Source organism: Serratia sp. BIGb0234, assembly GCF_024809915.1.
Classification (GTDB): Bacteria; Pseudomonadota; Gammaproteobacteria; order Enterobacterales; family Enterobacteriaceae; genus Serratia; species Serratia liquefaciens.
Window position 1 is genome coordinate 915,378 of record NZ_JANUEI010000002.1, and the last position, 24,021, is coordinate 939,398.

Genomic DNA, 24,021 nt, shown 5'->3' on the forward strand with positions numbered 1-24,021 from the left:
GTATTGGCGCCATCACGCCTTACGCAGCGAGGCGGGCCGCATATCCTGCCAATGCTGTTCCAGCCAAATCACGCACAGCGGACGCGCCGCCGGGCCAAACACCGGCGTCCACCCCGCCGGCACTGCGCTAAAGTCTGGCCACAGGCTGTATTGCAATTCATCATTCTGCACAATCAGGCAGCTTTGTTGCTCGTCATCGAACGGGTTCAGAGTTTCCATCGCGGACTCCTTGGGCAGTGAAGGTTAGCTTGATCGAGGGGGCAGAGGATTGGTCCGCCCACAGTGCCTGCAGACCGTCTATCAGACCGCCACGCCAGCACAAATGATCGTGTCCCCCGGCCACCACCCGGTATTGCACCCGGTGACCGGCATCACGCAGCAAGTCCGCCATCCGATCGTTGACCCGGCGCGCCACTTTTTCATGCACGCCGGCTTCCATAAACACCTTCAGCTTGCCTTTGCCAACGCCCTGCTCAACCTGATGCAGTAACCAACCGGCATCGGCCGGAATTTCCGCAAGCTGATACATGTCGCGACGTGGCCACCAGAAAGAGCTGGACTGGCAAATCACCCCGCCGAAGCTCTGCGGCCAGTGCAGCCCGGCATACAGCGATGACAAGCCGCCAAAACTTTGGCCGCACACCAGAGTACGGGCAGGATCGCGCTGGTACGGCGCCCATTCGGCGACCTGCGGCAGCAATTCTTCTTGTACCGCCAGCCAGAAATCTGCATTGCAGGCCAGCTCCTGGGAGCGGTGTTTGAGATCGATAATGTCAATCAGCAGATAAACCGCTTCCGGCAGCTTGCCCTCGCGGGTCAACTGCATCAGCGGATCCCAGACCGGCATGTTGCTCGCCCAGAATTGACCGTCCAGCAATATCGCCAGCGGACGTTGTGTTGGATCGCCTTCGCCGGTGGTATAAACCCAGACGTTACGGGTATTGCCCAGACGCTCGCTGTGCCAGCTGTGGCGCTGCAGTTTCGCCGGGGGAGCTGGAGTACAACGCCCGCTGGCGACCGCATAGCGATCGAAATCCTGCCAGGCCGGTTGCGGCAGCGCTTCCGGCATATGCAGGCCTGACAATACATGCCCGCCGACACCGGCCCAGGAACGATGGGGATTCAGCAGGTCCTGGGTCGCACCGGCAAACACCTGATGCCACCAATGGCGGACCGAATGCATATTAACGTGCGCATCCTCATCACTGGGGGCCAGTGGCCGGTCGTCCATACAGGGGATAAAGCAGTAGCTGCCGCGCCAGTCGGCGCTGAGCTCGGTTTGCCAGTACCAAACGTCGGTCCCTTCCAGCCGTTGCAGGCTCTGCGGCGGCGACGACTGATGATGGTCGGTCAGACAATTGATGTGGATCCAGACGCGTCGATAGGCGGAAGTGAGTTCACATCCCTGGGGGTCACGCCATAAAAAGGTGACCTTCCCGCGTCCATCCCCTTGCAGCTCCACCAGCGGCGTGCCGCGTTTGGCGATATTCAGCCACCATCCATGGCGCCCGGCGTGCTTGCTTGATAATAATCTGCTGCTTTCTGACTCGGATTTTGTTTTCAAACGCCTATTCACTATTTAGCTGGCAGCTTCAGGAAAGCCGGTAATTTCGCGGCGCGAGGCGCTGCCCAAGAAAACGGTAAGTCGAATACTATTGATAATTATTTGCGTTTGCAATAGTGTGTGTAGGCTCGTAAACAGGGCAGGTATTCTTCAACAGGGACGGATGCCGAATTTAAGCGCTGAATCCAATGTCGTGGCCGCTGCGTCTTGGCCGATTGGGTTTCTCTTTCCGAAAACAAAAAACTACAACCGCCCTTCTCATAGCCGGAGAGCTACTGCTTCGGTGCCCGGAGAAAGGCAGCAAGGTAGGAACTCTCAGATGAACAGCAAATTATCACGTTATTCCTTAGCCACACTCATCGGGTTAGGGTTAGGCGCGTCCGCTTTTGCACACGCCGCACAGCAAACCGACACCAGCCCAGAAACAGACAAGGTCGCCAAAAGTAAAAAAGAAGCCGCCGAGGACACTATTGTCGTCACTGCCGCCAAGCAAAACCTGCAGGCACCTGGGGTTTCTACCATTACCGCCGACGAAATCAAAAAACGCCCACCTGCCCGTGATATCAGCGAGCTGATCCGCACCATGCCCGGCGTTAACCTGACCGGTAACTCCACCAGCGGCCAGCGCGGCAACAACCGCCAGATCGATATCCGCGGCATGGGCCCGGAAAATACCCTGATCCTGATTGACGGAAAACCGGCCAGCAGCCGCAACTCGGTGCGTCAGGGCTGGCGCGGTGAGCGTGATACCCGCGGCGATACCGCCTGGGTCCCGCCGGAAATGATTGAACGTATCGAAGTGCTGCGCGGCCCCGCGGCAGCCCGTTACGGTAACGGCGCCGCCGGCGGCGTGGTCAACATCATCACCAAGAAGAACACCAAAGAGCTGCACGGCTCGCTGAACACCTATTTCGACGTGCCGGAGCACAAGCAGGAAGGCTCCACCAAGCGTACCGACTTCAGCCTGTCCGGCCCGCTGACCGACCAGTTGAGCTTCCGCCTGTTCGGGGGTTACAGCAAAACTCAGGCCGATGCCTGGGACATTAACGAATCGCATAAATCCGAGCGAGTGGGTGCCTACGCCAGCAGCATTCCTTCCGGCCGTGAAGGGGTGGTAGATAAAAATATCGACGCCTTGCTGCACTGGGACTTCGCGCACCTGCAGTCGCTGGAGTTTGAGTATTCCTATGGCCGTCAGGGCAACCTGTACGCCGGTGACACTCAGAACACCAACACCAATGCGCTGGTACAGAGCAACTACGGCAAAGAAACCAACCGTATCTATCGCGAGACCTTCGGCCTTAACCACCGCGGTGCCTGGGACAATGGCGTCAGCACCAATAACTACGTTCAGTTCGAGCGCACTCGCAATACCCGCCTGAACGAAGGATTGGCCGGCGGTACCGAAGGTATCTTTGACGCTAAAAACGAAGGCTTCGGCACCACCAAGCTGGATGATTTCCTGGCGCACAGCGAAGTCAGCGTGCCATTTGAACTGGGCGTGACGCAAACCGCCACCCTGGGTACCGAATGGAACCAGCAACGCATGAAGGACGGTTCATCCACCAGCCAAACGATGATGGGGGGCACCATTCCCGGTCAAGGTAGCGGTACTCGTAGCCCTTACGCATCCGCCCATATCTTCTCGCTGTTTGCCGAAGACAACATGGAGCTGACCGACAGCACCATGCTGACGCCGGGCCTGCGTTACGATCTGCACTCCGAAGCCGGTAACAACTGGAGCCCGTCGCTGAACCTGTCACAGGAACTGGGCGACAACTTCACCCTGAAAATGGGCATCGCCCGCGCCTACAAAGCGCCTAACCTGTACCAGACCAACCAGAACTATTTGCTGTACAGCAAAGGTCAGGGTTGTTCGTCCAGCGATGTCAAAAATGGCTGCTACCTGCTGGGTAACGACGACCTGAAGGCAGAAACCAGCGTCAATAAAGAAGTCGGGTTGGAATTCCACAATGAAGGCTGGCTGGCCGGCGTGACTTATTTCCGCAACGATTACCACAATAAAATCGAAGCGGGTAATAGCCGTATCGGCACCAGCAGCACCGGCACAGCCGTGTACCAATGGGAAAACGTGCCGAAAGCGGTAGTCCAGGGCCTGGAAGGCACGTTGAACGTGCCGGTCAGCGAGACCGTCTCCTGGAGCAACAACGCCACCTATATGATCGAGAACAAGAACAAGAGCACCGGCGACTACCTGTCGGTGATCCCCAAGTTCACCATCAACTCGACGCTGAGCTGGCAGGCGACCCAGGATCTGTCGATGCAATCGACCCTGACCTGGTACGGCCGTCAGAAACCGAAGAAGTACAACTACCAGGGTAAACCGGTCAGCGGTACCGAAACCAAGGAGGTCAGCCCTTACGCCGTGGTAGGTGCCAGCGCGACCTATGATGTGACCAAAAACATCAGCCTGACGGCGGGTATCGACAACCTGTTCGACAAACGTCAGTTCCGCGAAGGTAACTCGCAGAACGTGGGTGACCCAACCACCGGTGCCATTAACATTGCCGGTGCAGGTGCCGCCACCTACAACGAACCGGGTCGTACTTACTATATGAGCGTGAATACCCATTTCTAAACGGCCGGCTTAATCAAGACTGCTAACCCCCACTAAGGGGCTAAACCGGTAGGGGTCGAACATGTTCGACCCGATTAAATCCAGTGTTTATGCAACTGGGCGCAGCATGCAGCGCCCCTACCATAAAAAAGCAGAGCCGATTGCCAACGACCTAAGGGGCTGCCATGCAGCCCCTTTTTTATTATTTCTCCAGCGAAACCTGTTTGAAGATGTGTTTGCCGAAGGGATCGATCTCGTAGCCTTTCACCTCTTTGCGCACCGGTTCAAAAATGGTCGAATGGGCAATCATCAACGCCGGCATCTGATCATGCATCATCACCTGTGCCTGTTCATACATTGCCACCCGCTTGGCGTGATCGTTTTCCTCACGCGCTTGCGAAATCAACTTGTCGAACGGCGGATAGCACCACTTGGCCGAGTTCGAACCGCCGTTGGCCGATACGCAGGTAAACAACGGGCCAAAGAAGTTATCCGGATCGCCATTGGCCGTAGTCCAGCCCATCAATGCCGTTTGATGCTCGCCATTTTTTATCCGCTGCAGATATTCGCCCCACTCGAAGGTGACAATTTTGGCCTTCACGCCAATCTTCGCCCAGTCGGACTGGATCATCTCCGCCATGCGCTTGGCATTCGGGTTGTAGGGCCGCTGTACCGGCATCGCCCACAGATCTATCGCAAAGCCCTGCCCCAGCCCTGCCTCTTGCAGTAACTTTTTGGCTTTCTCCGGGGAATACGGGTAATCCTCAATCTTGTCATTGCTGCCCCACTGGGTCGGCGGCAACAGGTTCTTCGCCGGCTGGCCCGCGCCGTGGAACACCGCTTCGAGGATCGCTGGTTTGTTCACCGCCAGCGCCAGCGCCTGCCGCACCTTGACGTTATCCAGCGGTTTTTTCTGGGTATTGAACGCCAGGAAACCGATATTCAGACCGGACTTCTCCATGACCTGGATATTGGGATCCTGACGCATGCGTGTCAGATCCGCCGGGTTAGGAAACGGCATGACCTGGCACTCATTTTTTTGCAGCTTGGCATAACGCACCGCCGCATCCGGGGTAATTGAGAACACCAGACGGTCAACCTTGGGTTTGCCTTCCCAATAGTGGTTGAACGCCTTATAGAGGATCTTCGCATCCTTCTGGTACTGCACCAACTGGAAGGGACCGGTGCCGATCGGGTCGTTGTCCACCCGCTGCGGGGTACCGGCCTTTAGCATCGCATCGGCATATTCGGCGGAGAGAATGGTGGCGAAATACATGCCGAGATCGGCCACGAATGGCGCTTCAGCGCGTGAAAGTTCAAAGCGCACGGTGTTATCGTCCACTTTGACAATGTTGTTGATCAACGTGCCGAACTCCATCGACTCAAAGTTGGTGTAAGCGCCGTTGGAAACCTTGTGATAAGGGTTATTGGCGTCTTTTTGCCGCATGAAGGAGAAGATGACGTCGTCGGCGTTGAAATCGCGGGTGGGGGTAAAGTATTTATTGCTCTGGAATTTCACCCCCTTGCGCAGGTGAAAAGTGTAATTTTTGCCGTCTTCGCTCACCTGCCAGCTTTCGGCCAGGCTGGGCTGCAGCTCAACGGTGCCGGTTTTGAAGTCCACCAATCGGTTGTAGATCGTCGCCGAACTGGCGTCCACCGTCGGGCCCGAGGTAAACAGCTGCGGGTTAAACCCTTCCGGTGAGCTTTCGGAACAATAAACCAGCGTACTGGCGCGCGCACCGCCCATCGCTGCCAAAGCCAATAATCCCAGCGTCATTGTGAGTGTTTTTGTTTTCATCCTGCCATCCCCGGTATAGAAAATAGACTCGATGGATACCAATAAATCATGAAGTTAGGGATGTAAAGAACAAATTTTAGGCATAAAAAACGGGGAGCACCGCGTACGGCATTCCCCGTGGTTTTTACGCCTGATGAAATTAAATCATCTGGCTGAAGTTCATCTGCGCCATCAGCTTGTAGTTGTCGGCGTAATCGACCGGAATGGCCACCACGACCGGCCCCTGGATTTCCATCGCCTTGCGCAACATGGGCCGCAGGTCATCCACCGACTGCACCGCAAACCCGACCGCCCCGCACGCCTCGGCATAGGCTTTAAAATCGATAGGGCCGAATTCCACCCCGGATTTGCGGCGGTATTTGTTCACCTCCTGCATTTCCACCATGTTGTAGGCGTTATCCACCCAAATCACGTGCACGATGTTATTTTTCAGCCGCACGGCGGTTTCCAGTTCCATGCTCGACTGCATAAAACCGCCGTCGCCGGAAATCGACACCACTTTGTCGCCCGGCCGCACCAGCGCCGCGCCGATAGCCCACGGCAGCGCCACCCCCATGGTCTGCTGGCCGTTGGAAATCAGCAGTTGGCGCGCACGGAAGCTGTAAAGGTAACGCGCAATCCAAATGTGGAAACTGCCCATGTCCACACACAACGTCACGTCGTCGCTGACAATATCCTGCAGCTCTTTGACGATGCGCAGCGGGTGGATTGGCATGCCGCCGCGCCGTGCGGCACGTTCCGCCAGTTCGGTACGCTGGCGACCAAGATCGCTGAGGATCGATTCCACTTCGGCCGGCACGCTCACCACGCTGTTAAAGGCTTCGGTCATCATGTCGAGCGTGGCGCTGATATTGCCCACCAGCTCGACGTCCGGACGATAGCAGGTATCGATGTCCGCCGGCAGCACGTCGATATGCACCAGTTTCAATCGCCCCTGGCTGTTCCACATGCAGGGATCGTATTCGATCGGGCCATAGCCGACGCTGACCACCAAATCGGCTTTCTGCAGCAGTTGGTCGGCCGGTTGGTTGTTGAACAAGCCGACGCGGCCGGCAAAGCGTGCAAAGTGATTAACGTCGATCACCCCTGCCGCCTGGTAGGTCCCCACTACCGGCATATGGGTGCGATGCAGCAGTTGGCGCACCGCCTCGCTGTTTTCCGGGCGGCTGGCCTGCAGCCCGAGCAACAACACCGGGCACTTCGCCTGTTGGATCAGCTTAACTGCGGCGCGAATATCCTCGGCAGCGGCGGCCCCCATTCGCGGCAACCGACACCCCGCCAGCACCGGGGCGCTGACCGGCTCATTGACGATGTCCATCGGCAGGCTGACAAAAGACGCCCCCGGACGGCCGAATTCGGCGTGGCGGAAAGCGTTGGCAATCACTTCAGAAATCGCCGAACCGGCATGCACTTCGGCACAATACTTGGTCACCGGCCGAAACATACTGACGGTATCCATGCTCTGGTGGGTCTGTTTGAGGTTGTCGGCACGCTTCACCGCCCCGCCGAACGCCACGACCGCATCCCCTTCCGAGGTGGCGGTCGCCAGCCCGGTGATCAAATTGGAACTGCCCGGCCCGGAGGTCACCAACGCCACCCCGGCCTTGCCGGTCAAACGCCCCACCGCCGCCGCCATAAACGCCGCGTTGGCCTCGTGGCGCACCACCACCGTTTCTATCGACGGCGCGTCTTCCAGCGAATCGAATACCCGGTCAATCTTGGCGCCCGGAATACCGAATACGTGTTTAACCCCCTGCGCCTCCAGATTTTTCACCACCAAATCTGCGCCACATGCCCAGTTATTGTCTGTTTTTGCCTTGTTCATGGAATACCTCCTGAAAATACACCCAGGACTGTCGCGGAATTAACCCTCGGCAGAACGAATTGCGCTATCCAAATCCTCGGGACAGAGGTCGGCGCGCAGAAAATCCGCATCATGCGGCAATTGAAGATTGAGACGGGTGATCACGCCAAATTGCAGGCGACCGTGGTCAAGTTGGTAATCAAGCACGTGACCGCCACCGTTGCGATCGTCGGTGACAAAGTGCTCGTGATAACCGGCCACGCCAACGCCCTGCATATAATCAGGCGAACGGAAGCCAACCAGGGTACCCTGACGTCGATGGAAGGCAAAGGTCGGCTGCTCTTCTATCGCCTCCAGCATCGGACGATAAGGCCGCTCCTGACGCGGCACGGTGCGGGTTTCCACATGGCTGAATTCGCCGTCGACGCGCAGCGCGCAGAACAGGTTCGGCGAAGCCACCTGCTCATCGATGCACTGGTGCAACTGCGCCTTGGTGATCGGACTGTCGAAGTGTTGGGTAACGCTAGGTTGGAAAAAGGTGACAACGGCAAACGGGGTTTTCTGCTGCAAACTGGCCGGTCGTGCGCTGCCGTCGGCGCGCAACTGGTGAATTTCCTGGTCGAAGGCGATCAGTTCGCCGTCGAGGTGATTGAACGTTCCCAGGCCAAAGTTGCCGTGCTTGAGCAATTCGGCAATGGTGACCTCCCCTTCGTAAACGCCGCTGATCAGTGCGCTCATCAGCGAGATTTGATAGATCTCGCCCTCCCCAACGCTCAGCGACTGCCTGGCAAACCCTTGCGCCAAATGCTGCGCGCAGGAACACCCATGCTCTTCGTTCATAACTACTCCTCCACCAGCGCGGAGTGAAATGCTCCGCGCGTTCAAAAATGCCCACCCGTAGGTGAACAAAGATGTCGCCGGCAACGCGTTCAGTTGGAACGATTCAGCCAACGGCGACAAAAAAACCGGCACGGCAGGCCGGCGATGCCCAATGTCAACAACGGTTTAGATTCACTAATCATTGTTGGTAAACAGGGCATCAATTTGAACGGTTAATCTGGTGTTGAAGTCATCATCAATACCGCAGGTACACGGTGGAACCTGGGGGAAATTCTGTATTTAAAGTTCTAAAAACCGCGAGTTTTATGCATTTTCTCTCTGTGCGGCGGGGTTCACGGCATGCCATCGCTTTCCGTAAGCCCGAAAAAAGAGTAGCCGCATTGCGACGGACGGAGAACCTGGTATTCATAAGAAACGCTTTTGCATATAATGCAAAGATGAATGACGCCCGCTATGTTGAACATCTGCCGATATTTCTCGAGGTGGCCCTGTTGGGCAGCTTCTCCGCCGCCGCTCGCAAGCTGGGAATGGTGCCTTCTTCGCTGGTACGCCACATTGATGCGCTGGAAAACGCGCTGGACGCCACGCTGTTTATCCGCTCTACGCGGGGTTTGATGCTGACGGATGCGGGCGAAAGGCTGCAGGCGCGAGCAAGCACGCTGCTGACGGATATCACCGACATCCGTGCCGAACTGGCTTCGTGGAACGATATGCCGCAAGGCACGCTGCGTATCAGCTGTCTGCCCACCTTCGGCAAAACCTATATCCTGCCGCTGTTGCCGACGCTGGCCGAGCGCTATCCGCAACTGTTTGTCGACCTGGATTTGACCGAACGCCAAACCGATCCGACCCAGGAACTGTTGGATGCCGCCATTCGTATCGGCGAGCAAAAAGACAGCGGGCTGTACGCCAGCCGCATCGCGACCCAGCGCTGGGTGATGTGCGCCAGCCCTGATTATATCGCCCGTTACGGACAGCCGGCCGACCTCAATGCATTGCCGCAGCATCGACTGATTGCCCGCTACCATAAGCAACAACCGGCCTGTTGGGCGCAAATCCTCAGCGTTCCTCTGATGAGCCGCTGCAGCATGGTGCTGCGCTGTGACGACTTTACCGCTCAACGCCAGGCGGCGCTACTGGGGTTGGGGCTCACCTTTTTGCCCAACTGGGTGGTCGGGCCGGATATTCAGGCCGGCCGCTTGCTGCAGGTGCTGGAAGACCCGCGCCAGGAGCAACAGGGCATTTACCTGTTACGGCCGGTGGCGAAGGTATCCGCGCGGCTGAACCTGTTTATTACCCTGCTAAAACAAAGCATCGGTCAGCCACCGAGCTGGGAGTAACGCGGGGAAACCTGTCCCTGCAGCGCCGGGTTGTCGCTTTCATCTTTCAGCTCCACCCCGGTCAGCCGACGCTGGAAAGCCTGCTCCAGCAGCCAGGCCAGTTTGAACGCCGCCTGCGGATAATCCAGCCCTTCCGGACGCACGTTGGAGATGCAGTTGCGCTCCGACTCGCGCCGCCGGGTGTTCGGCCCCCAGGTAAGGTAGATACCAAGGCTGTCCGGCGACGATAAGCCCGGCCGCTCGCCGATCAACATCGCCACCGCTCTGGCCTGCAAACACTCGCCGATATCATCCCCCAGCGCGACCCGCGATTGGTGTGCCAATACCACAGGGGCAACCGAAAGCCCCATCCCATCGAGATAGGGTCGCAGCGCCTGCAACAACGGTAGCGCCTGACGGTGCACCGCCTTGGAGGATAAACCGTCCGCCACCACCAGCAGCAGATCGGCCGGTTTTTCCGGCAGGCCCAGCAGCAGGCTGCGGCTGTCAGGAGCCAAACGCCGCCCGAGGTCCGGCCGACGGAGATAGGCGGTGCGATCGGCGGCCTGACTGTGCACCGTCAGGGTTTGCCAACCTTGCTCCTGCAATGTCCCGGCCAGCGTATCGCTATCAAACGGCTGATGTACCGCATCACGCGCCTGCGCATGCGCCAGACCGAATTTAAGCAACTCCGCCGTAGGCAGGCTGGAACCGGTACGCCCCAATGCAATGCGCGCATCGGTAAAGGCGCGCAGCGCGTCCCAACGGTTAACGTGCACCGGTTTGCTCATCGTCTCTCTCCCTGCAAGGCCAGTAGCAAAGGGTGATTGGCGGCGGTATCGCGCAGTTGACCCCGTTCGTCGGTAATCTGCATTTTAGTCAGCCAGTCGGCAAACTCCGGTGCGTGTTTCAACCCCAGCAGCTCGCGGATATAGAGCGCGTCGTGGAATGAGGTGCTTTGATAATTGAGCATGATGTCGTCGGCACCCGGCACGCCAATCAGGAAAGTCAGCCCGCCGGTGGCCAACAGCGTCAGCAGCGTGTCCATGTCGTCCTGATCCGCCTCCGCATGATTGGTGTAGCACACGTCGCACCCTAGCGGCAGACCAAGTAGCTTGCCGCAAAAATGATCCTCCAAGCCGGCGCGGATAATTTGTTTACCATCGTACAGATATTCCGGGCCGATAAAGCCGACCACGGTGTTGATCAACAACGGGGAGAAATGACGCGCCACCGCATAGGCACGCGCTTCGCAGGTTTGCTGATCGACACCATGATGTGCGTTGGACGACAAACAGCTGCCCTGCCCGGTTTCGAAATACATCACGTTATTGCCCAAGGTGCCGCGGTTAAGGCTCAGTGCCGCCTGCTGCGCTTCCGCCAGCAGCGCCAGATTGATGCCGAACCCCTGATTGGCCGCTTCGGTACCCGCGATCGACTGGAACACCAAATCCACAGGGACGCCACGCTCCATCAACCGTAGCGTATTGGTCACATGGGTCAGCACACAGGATTGCGTCGGAATGGCGAAGCGCTGGATCACGTCGTCCAGCATGTAGTTGAGCTTTTCCAGCAGCGGCAGGCTGTCGCTGGCCGGATTGATGCCGACGACCGCATCCCCGCAACCATACAGCAGGCCGTCGAGCATGCTGGCGGCGATGCCCTGCAGACTGTCGGTAGGATGATTCGGTTGCAACCGCACGCTGAGTCGCCCCGGCAGGCCGAGGGTATTGCGAAAACGCGTGATGACCCGGCACTTCTTCGCCACCAGGATCAGATCCTGATTGCGCATCAATTTACTCACTGCCGCCGCCATTTCCGGCGTAATGCCTGCAGCTACCCGTGCCAACATCGCGCTGTCCGCCTGCTCGCTCAAGAGCCAATCGCGGAAGTCCCCCACCGTCAGGTGCGATATCGGCGCAAAGGCCAACGCATCGTGGCTATCGACAATCAGCCGTGTGACCTCGTCATGTTCATAAGGCACCAGCAGTTGCTGAAGAAAGGTTTTCAGCGGCACATCCGCCAACGCGATGCGCGCCGCCATGCGTTCTTCTGCGCTGTCCGCCGCCACCTCCGCCAGATAATCGCCGGAACGTGCCGGCGATGCCTTGGCCAACAACTGGCGTAAATCGTTGAAGCGGTAGCTGCGCCGGCTAAGCGTGGCCTGATACATAACGCCCCCTGTTCTGCCCTGAATGGTCGGTGGAAGTTGCAAACCCTGTACCAAGTGTAGTCAGTGGGCGTGTGAAATTATTTTTTGGCGGAAATCAGCCTATTATCCCCATATCTCGGGCTATCCACGCTGCAGTGGCGTGCACTAAAATCATGCACGGCATTCCGCCTGCGGTCGCTTCGGGTTACAGTAGCCGCAACTAAGGAGCGGTAATGAGTCTGCAGCAGAAAATTATCCAATGGTTACAGCAAGATAACGAAAGAATGATGGCATTGCGCACCGCGCGACGCCTCGGGCTGAATGACTGGTGCCTGGGGGCCGGTTTTGTGCGCAATCTGGTGTGGGATCAGCGCCACGGTTACGTTACATCTACGCCGCTCAACGACATCGACGTGATCCATTTCGACCCACAGCGCCCGGAGGCGGAACGTGACCACATGCTGGAAACGCGGCTGCAAGAGTGGCTGCCACAGCCCTGGTCGGTGAAAAACCAGGCGCGTATGCATTTGCGTAGCGGTCGGGCTCCTTATCGCAATAGCGAAGACGCCATCAGCTTTTGGACCGAGGTGGAAACAGCCGTGGGTGCACGCCTGAATGCAGATGACAGCATTACGCTGGTCGCGCCGTTCGGTCTCGAGGGGCTGTTTGCCGACACTATTACCTTCAATGCCAAAAACGGCGACCTCGATGCCTATGAACAGCGGGTTGTCGGCAAGGGCTGGTTACAACGCTGGCCGCGCCTGCGGCAAATTCGCGGGTAAAGTTTTTCCCCACGCTGCCGATACCCTGAGTAGCCATATCAAGACTCAGGGAGAGCATTATGTCGACCAGCATTACCATGATTGTTCCGGTGAAAAATACCGTACCCGGCGTCAGCAACGTTTTTAGCGCCCCCGGTAATACAGGCCAGGTGCTGATGGCCAAGCCGGTACATCAGCAACCTGAAGGCGACAAGTCTAATGAAACCAAAGCGGCGGGCGGTAGCGACCGGGTTAGCGTTTCCGACAGCAGCGCTTCAGCGCGCATCAAAGTGCTGAACAAACAGATTCAGGCTCTGCAGCAAAAACTGGTAGACCTGAAAGATTCAGACAGCGATCCCAAAGAGATCGAAAAACAGAAACAGCTGATTCAGGCGCAGATCAAGATGCTGCAGGCCGAGATCGCGCGGATTCAAAAAGAAGAGATGGAAAAACAGCAGGCCGAGCAGATGGCCAAGGCCAATGAGAGCATTGTCCCTGCCAAGGGCGATGGCATCAACCGCCCGACGGCGGCCAACGCCGTGGACGTGTATATCTGACTCAGTAGTCCGCCTGTTGTCGGCGTTGCTGCTGCAACAATGCCGCCTGCTGGCCAACCACTTGCCAGATGGCTTCCGCCGCGGGTGTCAGCGAACGGTTTTTACGCCGCACCAGCATCAGCGCGCGGTTGATTTCCGGCAGCAGCCGACGCACCTTTAATTGCCCCCCTTCCGGCAGCGGTAACGCCAGCGCAGGAAAAATACTGATGCCGATACCTGCCGCCACCATCGGGAACAACGTTGCCGGGTGGCCTATCTCTTGTACCACCTGCGCTTCCACGCCTTGCTGGCGCAACGCGCTGTCAATCAGCGGCCGGCTACCGGACGCATAGTCCTGCAATACCAGACGACTGCCGTTCAGCGCCGACCAGTGCACCTCGGCCAGCCCGGCGAAGGGGTGATCGTTACGGCACAGCAGCAGGAAGGGCTCGTGCAGGATGGGTTCGCAGTCCAGATCCACCGCCTGGACCGGATCCACCACGATGCCAAAATCCACTTCGGCGTTGCGAATGCTGTGCAGGACCTGTTGCTGTGCCTGATCGCGCAGCATAATGCGAATATCCGGATACTGCTTTTCCCCTGCCGCAATGCATTGCGGCATCAGGTGTGCGGAGATGGTTTGGCTGGACGCCACCCGTACCGTACCGCTGCGCTGCACGCCGAAGCTGCGCGCATCCAGCAATGACGACTGCAGCTCATCCAGCAAGCGCTCAACGCGGTTGGCCAACCGCTGTCCGGCGTCGGTCAGCACCACTTCGCGAGTGGTGCGATCGAGCAGGCGAACGCCGACCTCCGCTTCCAGCTCTTTCACGCTGTGGCTGACCGCCGACTGCGTCAGACCAATGGCCTCACCGGCCCGGCTGAAACTGCGGTGGCGGGCAATGGCGACAAACACCTTGAGCTGCTTAATCGAGTAATTCATGTTTTTTATTCATAAATGAATTAAATAAATCAATTTAATTATTATATCCCGCCGCGCGACAATGGGCGCATTGATTTTTCATCCGAGTACGCCGCCATGAGATTCTTGCCCGATCGCTTTACCCTGACGTTGATCGCCACCGTGCTGCTGGCTTCGTTCCTGCCTGCGCGCGGCGAGTTCGTCGGCTGGCTGAATGCACTGACCATCGCCGCCATCGCCCTGCTGTTCTTTATGCACGGCGCCAAGCTGTCGCGCGAAGCCATTCTGGCTGGCAGCAACAACTGGCGGCTGCATCTGTGGGTGATGTTCAGCACCTTCATTATTTTCCCGGCGCTGGGCGTGCTGTTTAAATGGTGGTCGCCGGTCAACGTCAGCCCCGAGCTGTATTCCGGCTTTATTTATCTGTGCATTCTGCCCGCCACCGTGCAATCGGCCATCGCCTTTACTTCGCTGGCAGGCGGCAACGTGGCGGCGGCGGTATGCAGCGCTTCAGCGTCAAGCCTGTTGGGGATTTTCGTTTCGCCGCTGCTGGTGGGGCTGCTGATGAACGTTCACGGTGAAACCGGCAGCCTGCAGCAGGTAGGTTCCATCGTCCTGCAGCTGTTAGTGCCCTTTGTGGCCGGTCACCTGTCGCGCCCGCTGATTGGTAAATGGATTGAACGCAACCGTAAGCTGATTGGCAAGACCGATCAGACTTCGATCCTGTTGGTGGTTTACGCGGCCTTCAGCGAAGCCGTCACCCACGGTATCTGGCATCAGGTCGGGTTGGGTTCGCTGGTGTTTATCATCGTCGGCAGCCTGGTGCTGCTGACGATCGTGCTGGTGGTGAACACTTACATGGCGCGCTGGCTGGGCTTTAGTAAAGCCGATGAGATCACCATCGTGTTCTGCGGCTCGAAGAAAAGCCTGGCGAACGGTATCCCGATGGCCAATATCCTGTTCCCGGCCGCTACCGTGGGGATTATGGTGCTGCCGCTGATGGTGTTCCACCAGGTACAGCTGATGACCTGCGCCGTGCTGGCGCGGCGCTATCAAAAGAAACAGCAGGAAAAACAGGCGGTGCCAAACGCCGAAACGGCGCGGGGATAATCAAACGGGCGCGACGATTGCCGCGCCCGGCTACTCAACTTTTCTTCAGCGGCTTGACCAGGTGGTCGAGCCCTTCGATTTTAATCGCCAACGTCATTTCCATCAGCATGCCGAGTTTGCCGTTCGGGAACTCCCCCTTGCGAGCAAACCACAGCAGGTACTCCTCGGGCAGGTCAATCAGCACCCGCCCCTGGTATTTACCGAACGGCATCACGGTGTTGGCGATTTCCAGCAGGTTCTCTTTTTCCATCAGGCACCCAACAGGCGGATCATTTCCGCTTCGTCGATCACCGCAATGCCCAGTTCTTGCGCCTTCACCAGCTTGGAACCGGCGGCTTCCCCGGCAATCACCAAATCGGTTTTCTTCGAGACGCTGCCGCTGACCTTGGCGCCCAACGCCGTCAGGCGATCTTTGGCCTCATCGCGTGAAAGCTGGCTCAATGAGCCCGTCAGCACCACGGTTTTACCGGCAAACGGGCTGTCGATTTCGTCCGCGACTATCACCACCGGCGCCGGCCAGTTGATGCCTATTTCGTCGCTGATCAGTTCATTGATAACCTTCTGGTTAAGCTCCTCGTCCAGGAAATGCCGCGTGTGTTTCGCCACCACTTCACCGACGTCCGGCACTTCTTTCAAAGCCTCGATGTCAGCCGCAAACAGCTTCTCCAGCGTGCCAAAATGCGCGGCCAGATTGGCGGCCGTGGCTTCACCGACCTCACGGATGCCCAACGCGTACAGGAAGCGGGCGAAGGTGGTTTGCTTGGACTTCTCCAGCGCATTGACCAGATTCTGCGCTGATTTCGGCCCCATGCGATCCAACCCGGTGAGAATGCCGGCGGACAGGCGGAACAGATCGGCCGGGTTCTTGACGTACTCTTTTTCCACCAGCTGTTCGATGATTTTGTCACCCATGCCGTCGACGTCCAACGCTCTGCGGGAAACGAAATGCTTCAGTGCTTCTTTACGCTGCGCGGCGCAAATCAGCCCGCCGGTGCAGCGTGCCACCGCTTCGCCTTCGACTCTTTCGACATCGGAACCGCATACCGGACAGTGTTGCGGGAATACAACTTCACGCGCGTCTGCAGGGCGGCGATCGGTCATCACCCCAACCACCTGCGGGATCACATCACCCGCGCGGCGCACGATCACCGTGTCGCCAATGCGCAGGCCCAAACGTTCAATTTCGTCGGCGTTGTGCAGCGTGGCGTTGCTAACAATCACCCCGGCAACCAGCACCGGCTCCAGGCGCGCCACGGGGGTAATAGCCCCGGTACGACCAACCTGGAACTCCACCTCGCGCACCAGGGTAATCTGTTCCTGCGCCGGGAATTTGAACGCCGTTGCCCAACGTGGCGCACGCGCCACAAAGCCGAGCGTTTCTTGCAGATCGATATCGTCGATCTTCACCACCACGCCGTCGATATCAAAGCCGAGCTGCGCACGGTCCTGCTCTACCTGACGATAGAACGCCAATACCTCGTCACTGCCGGTACAACATTTGGCGCGATCGCTAACCGGCAAGCCCCACGCTTTGAACTGCATCAGCCGCTGCCAGTGGCTGCGCGGCAATTCGCCCCCTTCCAGCAGGCCAACGCCATAGCAGAAGAAGGTCAGTGGACGCTTGGCGGTGATGCGCGGATCAAGCTGACGGATCGACCCGGCGGCGGCGTTACGCGGATTGGCAAAGATTTTGCCGTCTTTGCGACGCGCCTCTTCGTTCATCTGCTCGAAACCGGCCTGCGGCATAAAGACTTCGCCACGCACTTCCAGCCGACGCGGGATGTTGTCACCGGTCAGACGCAGCGGAATGGCGCGGATGGTACGCACGTTGGAGGTAATGTTTTCACCGGTGGTGCCGTCGCCGCGCGTGGCAGCGCGCACCAGTTCGCCGTCTTCGTACAGCAAACTGACCGCCAGGCCGTCCAGTTTCAGTTCACAGCAGAAGGTCAGCGGCTCGCTGCTCTTCAGGCGATCCTGCACCCGCTTGTAGAACGCCAGGAAGCTCTCTTCGTCAAAAACGTTGTCCAGCGACAGCATCGGCACTTCATGGCGTACCTGATCGAACGCCGCCAAAGGGGCCGCGCCCACGCGCTGGGTGGGCGAGTCGGCGGTGATCAACTCAGGATGTGCGCTTTCCAGCTCGCGCAGTTCACGCATCAGGCGATCGTATTCCGCATCCGGCACTTCCGGCGCGTCGAGCACATGATATTGATATTCGTGATGGCGCAGTGAGGCTCGTAGTTGATTGATTTGTTGGATTATCGATTCCATGGCTCACCATCAAAGATAAAAAACCCCCGGCAGGCGGGGGCTTTGTTGTTACGGATGTTCAGTGCGCGTAGCAGCCGTTTAGTCGTTGTTATCCAACACTTCACGAATGCGCGCTTTGTAGGTTTCCAGCTTCTGCGGGGTCATCATGCGGCGCTCGTCGTCCAGCACCACACCACCCACGTCGTCGGCGATCCGCTGTGCCGACTGCAGCATCAGCTTGAAGTTCTGATTAGCGTCGCCATACGACGGCACCATCATGAACATCGATACGCCCGGCGTCGAGAAATCGGACATCATCTCAGGATCAAAGGACCCTGGTTTAACCATATTCGCCAGGCTAAACAGCACAGGACCGCTGCCCGCAGGGCTGATATGGCGATGGAAGATGCCCATTTCGCCAAACTGGAAGCCCGCCTGCAGCACGCTCTGCAGCAGAACTTCGCCGCCGATCACGCCACCCTGATGTGCGGTAACGTGCAGCACCAGTACGGTTTCTTTCAGTTTTGCCGGTTTGACGGCAGCAGGTGCAGGCTGAGGCTCGTGCACCACCGCTGGCTTCTCTTCCGGCTGTGGCTGATGAGCAGGTTCGGCGTGGAACGCCGGCTCCGCTGCATGCGCCACTGGCGGCAGATCGTCAACGCGCGGTTCACGGCGCGGCGCAGGCTGCTGCGGCTCGTCGTCTTCATCCTGCGCGTAGTTGTCCAGCAGGATGTCATCATAATCCGGTCGCTGAGACAGCGGTGGCGGAGACTGATGAGCAGCCGGTTGAACGGCACGCGGTGCTGGCTCAGCCGCCGGAGCGGGCTTGGGCGCAACCACGGGTTCTTCGCGAGCGGCATCAAAATGACCAAAGGACGGCTCATCTTGCGGGTGAGCGGAGCGTACACGCACCTCTCCCACGCCTTCATCGAGATCGTCGATCGGGGATTGTTCACGTTCCTTTTTGGAACGTTTGGCTGGGCGATCGCGAAAAAGCGATGAGCGTTCCTTACGACTGGTCCAAAGACCGTGCAATAACAACGCTATTATGGCGATCGCGCCAACAACGATTAATATCAGACGCAAATCCTGCATCATTGCTATCTCTGTTGTTCCAATACATTGCCACCGCGGCAAACATTCACTCTTTAACTCTATTTGCCCAAGCACACAAGTGCAAGTCCGTGCTGAACTTTATGCCAATAAAGATGATTATTCTGCCTTTTTTTGCTGTTTTTTCAGCCAATGTCACCCTAGCCAGTAGAAAATCATCCCGATATGATAGCGATGCCTGTTCAGACAAAGAGATAACTTAAGATATGTCCTATTCGCAGTCACCTTCTCACTCCACCAGCGGCCTTCATTATTTTGCCGAAGGCTGGCGCCTGATTTCGCGCCCGGGGATTAAACGCTATGTCGTCTTGCCGTTACTGGTCAACGTGCTGTTGATGGGATCCGCCTTCTGGTGGCTGTTCAGTCAGCTTGGTGACTGGATCCCCAGCATGATGAGCCATGTGCCGACCTGGCTGCAGTGGCTAAGCTACGTTTTGTGGCCGCTGGCGGTGATTTCCGTCCTGTTGGTGTTCAGCTATCTGTTCAGCACCATTACCAACCTGATTGCCGCCCCGTTCTGTGGCTTGCTGGCCGAACAGTTGGAAGGCAGCCTGACCGGCAAACCGCTGCCGGATACCGGCATTTTTGGCATTGTGAAAGATCTGCCGCGCATTATGGCGCGCGAATGGCGCAAGCTGGCCTACTACCTGCCGCGCGCGCTGGTGCTGTTGATACTCTATTTCATCCCGGGCATCGGCCAAACGGTGGCGCCGGTGCTGTGGTTCCTGTTCAGCGCCTGGATGTTGGCCATCCAGTATTGCGACTACCCGTTCGATAACCATAAGGTAAGCTTTGCCGATATGCGTCGCGCGCTGCGCCAGCATAAAACCGACAACCTGCAGTTTGGCGCCATGGTCAGCCTGTTCACCATGATCCCCATCCTTAACCTGGTGATCCTGCCGGTCGCGGTGTGCGGTGCCACCGCCATGTGGGTCGATCGTTATCGCCCACAATTCGTCCGTTCCTGAGCCGTTTTATTGGCCGCATTACGATTAATTCTTCGACAGGGCGCGCAATTTGCGCCCTTATCCTTGTGCTTAAAACTTATTTCCTAATAACATATAGATATACCAATTCTTTACTTCCCTGCCGGTACTGTTAGCGTATGCTTTCGACGTTCCCCACATTTTTCATAGAGTTAAAGGACGGGCTATGAGCAAGATATATGAAGACAACTCATTAACAATCGGCCATACGCCGCTGGTTCGTCTGAACCGTATCGGCAACGGACGCATTCTGGCCAAGGTTGAATCACGCAACCCCAGCTTTAGCGTTAAATGCCGCATCGGTGCCAATATGATTTGGGACGCAGAAAAACGTGGCATTTTGGTCGCCGGTAAAGAACTGGTGGAGCCGACCAGCGGCAACACCGGCATCGCGCTGGCGTTCGTCGCCGCGGCGCGTGGCTACAAGCTGACGCTGACCATGCCGGAAACCATGAGCATCGAACGCCGCAAGCTGCTTAAAGCGCTGGGCGCCAACCTGGTACTGACCGAAGGTGCAAAAGGCATGAAGGGCGCGATCGCCAAGGCGGAAGAAATCGTCGCCACCGATCCGAACCGCTACATCATCCTGCAGCAGTTCAGCAACCCGGCTAACCCGGCGATCCACGAACAAACTACCGGCCCGGAAATCTGGGACGACACCGATGGCGAAGTTGACGTATTCATCTCCGGCGTCGGTACCGGCGGCACGCTGACCGGTGTCAGCCGCTACATCAAAAACACCAAGGGCAAGGCGATCACCACCGTGGCGGTGGAGCCAACCGATTCACCGGTCATCAGCCAGGCGCTGGCGGGTGAAGAAATCAAACCGGGCCCGCACAAAATTCAGGGCATCGGCGCAGGCTTTATCCCCGGCAACCTGGATCTCGATCTGGTGGACCGCGTGGAACAAATCACCAACGACGAGGCCATCAGCATGGCGCGCCGCCTGATGGACGAAGAAGGCATCCTGGCGGGCATTTCCTCCGGTGCCGCGGTAGCCGCAGCGGTGAAATTGGCCGAAGAACCGGCGTTCGCCGACAAAACTATCGTGGTGATTTTGCCGTCTTCCGGCGAACGTTATTTGAGCACCGCCCTGTTCGCCGATTTGTTCACCGAGCAAGAATTGCAACAGTAGTGCCAGCCGCGCATAAATCGCTAAAAAAGCACCTTTCGGGGTGCTTTTTTGTGGGCTGGATCAAAGTTTATAGCAGTCAAAGATTGATTTTACCCGTCAGCTTTAGTATTTAACGGTGCATTATTTCGATGCGCAAAATTAATCGCCCTTCATTTCTTGTTTAGGCTGAATCGATTTACTCATTTGTCGCTGATGCGTTAAACACGGCATAATGAAGCGCGGATTGAAACGACGGCGGAAGCCAAATTTTTTGATCTGAAGTGCCAAACTCGTCGTTTTCTGTTGCATCAATGCTCGCCCCTGTACCATAGTCAGGCGCTAACCAGACAAGCTAAAGTCATACCCTTGGGCTAAACTTTAGCTCCACGACACACCAATAAGTTGGGGAAACATCAATGTTCCAGCAAGAAGTTACTATTACCGCTCCGAATGGTCTGCACACTCGCCCTGCCGCTCAGTTCGTTAAAGAAGCCAAAGGCTTCACTTCTGACATCACCGTGACCTCTAACGGGAAAAGCGCCAGCGCCAAAAGCCTGTTCAAACTGCAAACTCTGGGGCTGACTCAAGGGACCGTAGTGACCATCTCCGCTGAAGGTGAAGACGAGCAGAAAGCCGTTGAGCACTTGGTAAAACTGATGGCAGAGCTTGAGTAATCGGCCCGTCTTCTTAGTTAACACCAGTCAAGAGTAAGGTAGGGTTATGATTTCAGGCATTTTAGTATCACCGGGTATCGCTTTTGGTAAGGCTCTCCTACTGAAAGAAGATGAAATTGTCATCAACCGGAAGAAAATCTCTGCAGATGATGTAGAGCAGGAAGTCTCACGTTTTCTTGCCGGCCGCGCCAAAGCGTCCGAGCAGTTGGAAGCGATCAAGACCAAAGCTGGCGAAACCTTCGGCGAAGAGAAAGAAGCTATCTTCGAAGGCCACATCATGCTGTTGGAAGACGAAGAGCTTGAGCAGGAAATCATAGCCCTAATCAAAGATGAGTTGGCTTCTGCAGACGCTGCGGCCTACACCATCATCGAAGGCCAGGCGAAAGCACTGGAAGAACTTGACGATGAATACCTGAAAGAGCGTGCGGCCGACGTACGCGACATCGGTAAACGCCTGCTGCAGAACATTCTGGGCCTGGCTATCGTCGATCTGAGCGCCATCCAGGACGAAGTTATCCTGGTCGCTACCGATTTGACCCCGTCTGAGACCGCACAGTTGAACCTGGACAAAGTGCTGGGCTTCATTACCGATCTCGGCGGCCGGACTTCCCACACCTCCATCATGGCTCGCTCCCTGGAATTGCCGGCAATTGTAGGCACCAGCGACGTGACCAAGCAGGTGAAGAACGACGACTATCTGATTCTGGATGCGGTTAACAACAAAATTTACGTTAACCCGACCGCTGACGTTATCGATCAGCTGAAAGCCGAACAGAACCAGTACGTCACCGAGAAAAACGATCTGGCCAAGCTGAAAGATCTGCCGGCGATTACGCTGGACGGTCATCAGGTTGAAGTCTGTGCCAACATCGGTACCGTGCGCGACGTCGCCGGTGCAGAGCGCAACGGCGCAGAAGGTGTTGGCCTGTATCGTACCGAATTCCTGTTCATGGACCGCGATTCACTGCCGACTGAAGACGAGCAGTTCCAGGCTTACAAAGCCGTTGCGGAAGCCATGGGCTCACAGGCCGTGATCGTCCGTACCATGGACATCGGCGGCGACAAAGACCTGCCATACATGAACCTGCCGAAAGAAGAGAACCCGTTCCTCGGCTGGCGCGCGATTCGTATCGCCATGGACCGCAGAGAAATCCTGCACGCGCAACTGCGCGCCATCCTGCGCGCTTCCGCGTTCGGCAAACTGCGCATCATGTTCCCGATGATCATTTCCGTGGAAGAAGTCCGCGATCTGAAAGGTGAAATCGAGACGCTGAAGGCGCAGCTGCGTGAAGAATCCAAGGCCTTTGACGAGACCATTGAAGTGGGCGTAATGGTGGAAACACCGGCCGCGGCAGTGATTGCTCATCACCTGGCGAAAGAAGTCGACTTCTTTAGTATTGGGACAAACGATCTAACCCAGTATACTCTGGCGGTAGATCGCGGCAATGAGCTGATTTCTCATCTCTATAACCCGATGTCCCCATCAGTGCTTGGCCTGATCAAACAGGTTATTGATGCATCTCATGCAGAAGGCAAGTGGACCGGTATGTGCGGTGAACTGGCTGGCGATGAGCGTGCTACACTGTTGTTATTGGGCATGGGGCTGGATGAGTTCAGCATGAGTGCGATTTCAATCCCGCGCATCAAGAAAATTATTCGTAATACTAATTTCGAAGATGTGAAGGCGTTGGCAGCGCAAGCCTTGGCACAGCCAACGGCGCAAGATCTGATGAATTGCGTGAATAAATTCATCGAAGAAAAGACGCTCTGCTAAACTTCCACGACACTGGAACGCCGCCCAATTTAATGCTTAGGAGAAGATCATGGGTTTGTTCGATAAACTGAAATCTCTGGTTTCTGATGACAAGAAAGACACGGGCACTATCGAGATCGTAGCTCCACTTTCTGGCGAAATCGTTAATATCGAAGATGTGCCTGACGTAGTATTTGCTGAAAAAATCGTTGGCGACGGTATTGCCATCAAACCTACCGGCAACAAAATGGTTGCCCCGGTTGACGGTACTATCGGTAAAATTTTCGAAACCAACCATGCTTTCTCTATCGAATCCGACAGCGGCATCGAGCTGTTTGTCCACTTCGGTATCGACACCGTTGAACTGAAAGGCGAAGGCTTCAAACGCATCGCTGAAGAAGGCCAGCGCGTCAAGAAAGGTGACGTCGTTATCGAGTTCAACCTGGCCCTGCTGGAAGAGAAAGCCAAGTCTATCCTGACGCCGGTGGTTATCTCCAACATGGACGAGATCAAAGAGCTGATCAAACTGACCGGTAACGTAACCGTTGGTGAGACCCCAATCATCCGCATCAAGAAGTAATTGCGAATGAAATAAGAACGGCGCCCTTGGCGCCGTTTTTTTATGTCACCAGGCTGAATCAGTATGTACTGCACGTACACTCCGAGGCATTTTCAAACTGCCTGCGCAGATAACGCCTATTGCACAACTGAGAATACCCAACGAATTTCGAATTGCAGCCAGGCGGC

22 protein-coding genes are annotated in these 24,021 nt (G+C 56.9%); 10 read left to right on the top strand and 12 right to left on the bottom strand.

The genetic code is table 11. The features are described from left to right. Nucleotides 1-12: 12 nt before the first annotated feature. Together M2407_RS11305 and fes are read right to left on the bottom strand one after the other, a co-directional pair. Nucleotides 13-219: an MbtH family NRPS accessory protein gene (locus M2407_RS11305; protein ID WP_020827972.1), complete on the bottom strand. Its 207-nt coding sequence runs from the start codon at nt 217-219 to the stop codon at nt 13-15. Further along, nucleotides 194-1,564 carry an enterochelin esterase gene (gene fes / locus M2407_RS11310; protein ID WP_071844543.1) on the bottom strand — a complete coding sequence of 457 codons (1,371 nt, stop codon included), beginning with the start codon at nt 1,562-1,564 and terminating at the stop codon, nt 194-196. Before fes ends, M2407_RS11305 begins: the two co-directional genes overlap by 26 nt. Before the next feature lie 319 nt (nt 1,565-1,883). On the opposite strand from fes, the gene M2407_RS11315 reads away from it, so the two are divergent. Next, nucleotides 1,884-4,163 carry a TonB-dependent siderophore receptor gene (locus M2407_RS11315; protein ID WP_122079953.1) on the top strand — a complete coding sequence of 760 codons (2,280 nt, stop codon included), beginning with the start codon at nt 1,884-1,886 and terminating at the stop codon, nt 4,161-4,163. Nucleotides 4,164-4,344: 181 nt separating this feature from the next. Here M2407_RS11315 and M2407_RS11320 read toward each other — a convergent pair whose 3' ends face one another. From M2407_RS11320 to budA, 3 genes are all read right to left on the bottom strand, one after another. Then, a complete protein-coding gene (locus tag M2407_RS11320) occupies nt 4,345-5,919 on the bottom strand; it encodes an ABC transporter substrate-binding protein (protein ID WP_409049651.1) in 1,575 nt (524 codons plus the stop codon). A gap of 160 nt (nt 5,920-6,079) precedes the next feature. Beyond that, the gene (gene alsS, locus M2407_RS11325) at nt 6,080-7,765 is read right to left on the bottom strand and encodes an acetolactate synthase AlsS (protein ID WP_020827976.1); all 1,686 of its coding nucleotides are present in this window, start codon (nt 7,763-7,765) and stop codon (nt 6,080-6,082) included. A 39-nt stretch (nt 7,766-7,804) separates the two neighbouring features. Then, entirely contained in the window at nt 7,805-8,584 is a 780-nt protein-coding gene (gene budA, locus M2407_RS11330; protein ID WP_122079954.1) for an acetolactate decarboxylase, read from the bottom strand. Between the two features lie 437 nt (nt 8,585-9,021). Here budA and M2407_RS11335 point away from each other — a divergent pair, with 437 nt between their 5' ends. Beyond that, nucleotides 9,022-9,924 carry a LysR family transcriptional regulator gene (locus M2407_RS11335; protein WP_020827978.1) on the top strand — a complete coding sequence of 301 codons (903 nt, stop codon included), beginning with the start codon at nt 9,022-9,024 and terminating at the stop codon, nt 9,922-9,924. On the opposite strand, the gene eutC is transcribed toward M2407_RS11335, so the two are convergent. After that, nucleotides 9,903-10,694, bottom strand: a complete 792-nt coding sequence (gene eutC, locus M2407_RS11340) for an ethanolamine ammonia-lyase subunit EutC (protein ID WP_259218096.1) — start codon at nt 10,692-10,694, stop codon at nt 9,903-9,905. The genes M2407_RS11335 and eutC overlap by 22 nt on opposite strands. Further along, nucleotides 10,691-12,076 carry an ethanolamine ammonia-lyase subunit EutB gene (locus M2407_RS11345; protein ID WP_259218098.1) on the bottom strand — a complete coding sequence of 462 codons (1,386 nt, stop codon included), beginning with the start codon at nt 12,074-12,076 and terminating at the stop codon, nt 10,691-10,693. Before M2407_RS11345 ends, eutC begins: the two co-directional genes overlap by 4 nt. Nucleotides 12,077-12,288: 212 nt before the next feature. Here M2407_RS11345 and M2407_RS11350 point away from each other — a divergent pair, with 212 nt between their 5' ends. Together M2407_RS11350 and M2407_RS11355 are read left to right on the top strand one after the other, a co-directional pair. Then, a complete protein-coding gene (locus M2407_RS11350; protein ID WP_115058363.1) occupies nt 12,289-12,837 on the top strand; it encodes a nucleotidyltransferase family protein in 549 nt (182 codons plus the stop codon). Between the two features lie 59 nt (nt 12,838-12,896). Then, on the top strand, nt 12,897-13,373 hold the full coding sequence (locus tag M2407_RS11355) for a FlxA-like family protein (RefSeq protein WP_020827982.1): 477 nt from the start codon (nt 12,897-12,899) through the stop codon (nt 13,371-13,373). A 1-nt stretch (nt 13,374) separates the two neighbouring features. On the opposite strand, the gene M2407_RS11360 is transcribed toward M2407_RS11355, so the two are convergent. Then, entirely contained in the window at nt 13,375-14,295 is a 921-nt protein-coding gene (locus M2407_RS11360) for a LysR family transcriptional regulator (RefSeq protein ID WP_020827983.1), read from the bottom strand. A 96-nt stretch (nt 14,296-14,391) separates the two neighbouring features. Here M2407_RS11360 and M2407_RS11365 point away from each other — a divergent pair, with 96 nt between their 5' ends. Continuing rightward, complete coding sequence (locus M2407_RS11365; protein ID WP_048760964.1) at nt 14,392-15,384, top strand: bile acid:sodium symporter family protein; 993 nt, start codon at nt 14,392-14,394, stop codon at nt 15,382-15,384. A 34-nt stretch (nt 15,385-15,418) separates the two neighbouring features. Here M2407_RS11365 and M2407_RS11370 read toward each other — a convergent pair whose 3' ends face one another. The 3 genes from M2407_RS11370 to zipA all read right to left on the bottom strand — a co-directional run bounded on the left by M2407_RS11370 (nt 15,419) and on the right by zipA (nt 18,732). Next, nucleotides 15,419-15,634 (bottom strand): DUF3820 family protein, encoded by a 216-nt coding sequence (locus M2407_RS11370; protein WP_020827985.1) that lies wholly within the window; start codon nt 15,632-15,634, stop codon nt 15,419-15,421. Continuing rightward, the gene (ligA, locus tag M2407_RS11375; RefSeq protein WP_020827986.1) at nt 15,634-17,655 is read right to left on the bottom strand and encodes an NAD-dependent DNA ligase LigA; all 2,022 of its coding nucleotides are present in this window, start codon (nt 17,653-17,655) and stop codon (nt 15,634-15,636) included. The genes M2407_RS11370 and ligA overlap by 1 nt, the downstream gene beginning before the upstream one ends. A 78-nt stretch (nt 17,656-17,733) precedes the next feature. After that, nucleotides 17,734-18,732, bottom strand: a complete 999-nt coding sequence (gene zipA / locus M2407_RS11380) for a cell division protein ZipA (RefSeq protein ID WP_020827987.1) — start codon at nt 18,730-18,732, stop codon at nt 17,734-17,736. Nucleotides 18,733-18,953: 221 nt separating this feature from the next. On the opposite strand from zipA, the gene cysZ reads away from it, so the two are divergent. Together cysZ and cysK are read left to right on the top strand one after the other, a co-directional pair. After that, the gene (gene cysZ / locus M2407_RS11385) at nt 18,954-19,715 is read left to right on the top strand and encodes a sulfate transporter CysZ (protein ID WP_020827988.1); all 762 of its coding nucleotides are present in this window, start codon (nt 18,954-18,956) and stop codon (nt 19,713-19,715) included. 184 nt (nt 19,716-19,899) lie between these two features. Further along, nucleotides 19,900-20,868 (top strand): cysteine synthase A, encoded by a 969-nt coding sequence (cysK, locus tag M2407_RS11390; RefSeq protein WP_128864650.1) that lies wholly within the window; start codon nt 19,900-19,902, stop codon nt 20,866-20,868. Nucleotides 20,869-21,006: 138 nt separating this feature from the next. Here the strand turns inward: cysK and M2407_RS11395 are convergent, their stop codons facing one another. After that, a complete protein-coding gene (locus M2407_RS11395) occupies nt 21,007-21,156 on the bottom strand; it encodes a hypothetical protein (RefSeq protein WP_020827990.1) in 150 nt (49 codons plus the stop codon). A gap of 107 nt (nt 21,157-21,263) precedes the next feature. On the opposite strand from M2407_RS11395, the gene ptsH reads away from it, so the two are divergent. From ptsH to crr, 3 genes are read left to right on the top strand one after another with little or no spacing between them, the layout of a single operon-like run. Further along, nucleotides 21,264-21,521, top strand: coding sequence for a phosphocarrier protein Hpr (ptsH, locus tag M2407_RS11400; RefSeq protein WP_004936458.1), 258 nt, complete (start codon nt 21,264-21,266; stop codon nt 21,519-21,521). 46 nt (nt 21,522-21,567) lie between these two features. Further along, nucleotides 21,568-23,295 carry a phosphoenolpyruvate-protein phosphotransferase PtsI gene (gene ptsI / locus M2407_RS11405; RefSeq protein WP_020827991.1) on the top strand — a complete coding sequence of 576 codons (1,728 nt, stop codon included), beginning with the start codon at nt 21,568-21,570 and terminating at the stop codon, nt 23,293-23,295. Between the two features lie 49 nt (nt 23,296-23,344). Further along, nucleotides 23,345-23,854, top strand: coding sequence for a PTS glucose transporter subunit IIA (crr, locus tag M2407_RS11410; RefSeq protein WP_012146162.1), 510 nt, complete (start codon nt 23,345-23,347; stop codon nt 23,852-23,854). Nucleotides 23,855-24,021: the final 167 nt, after the last annotated feature.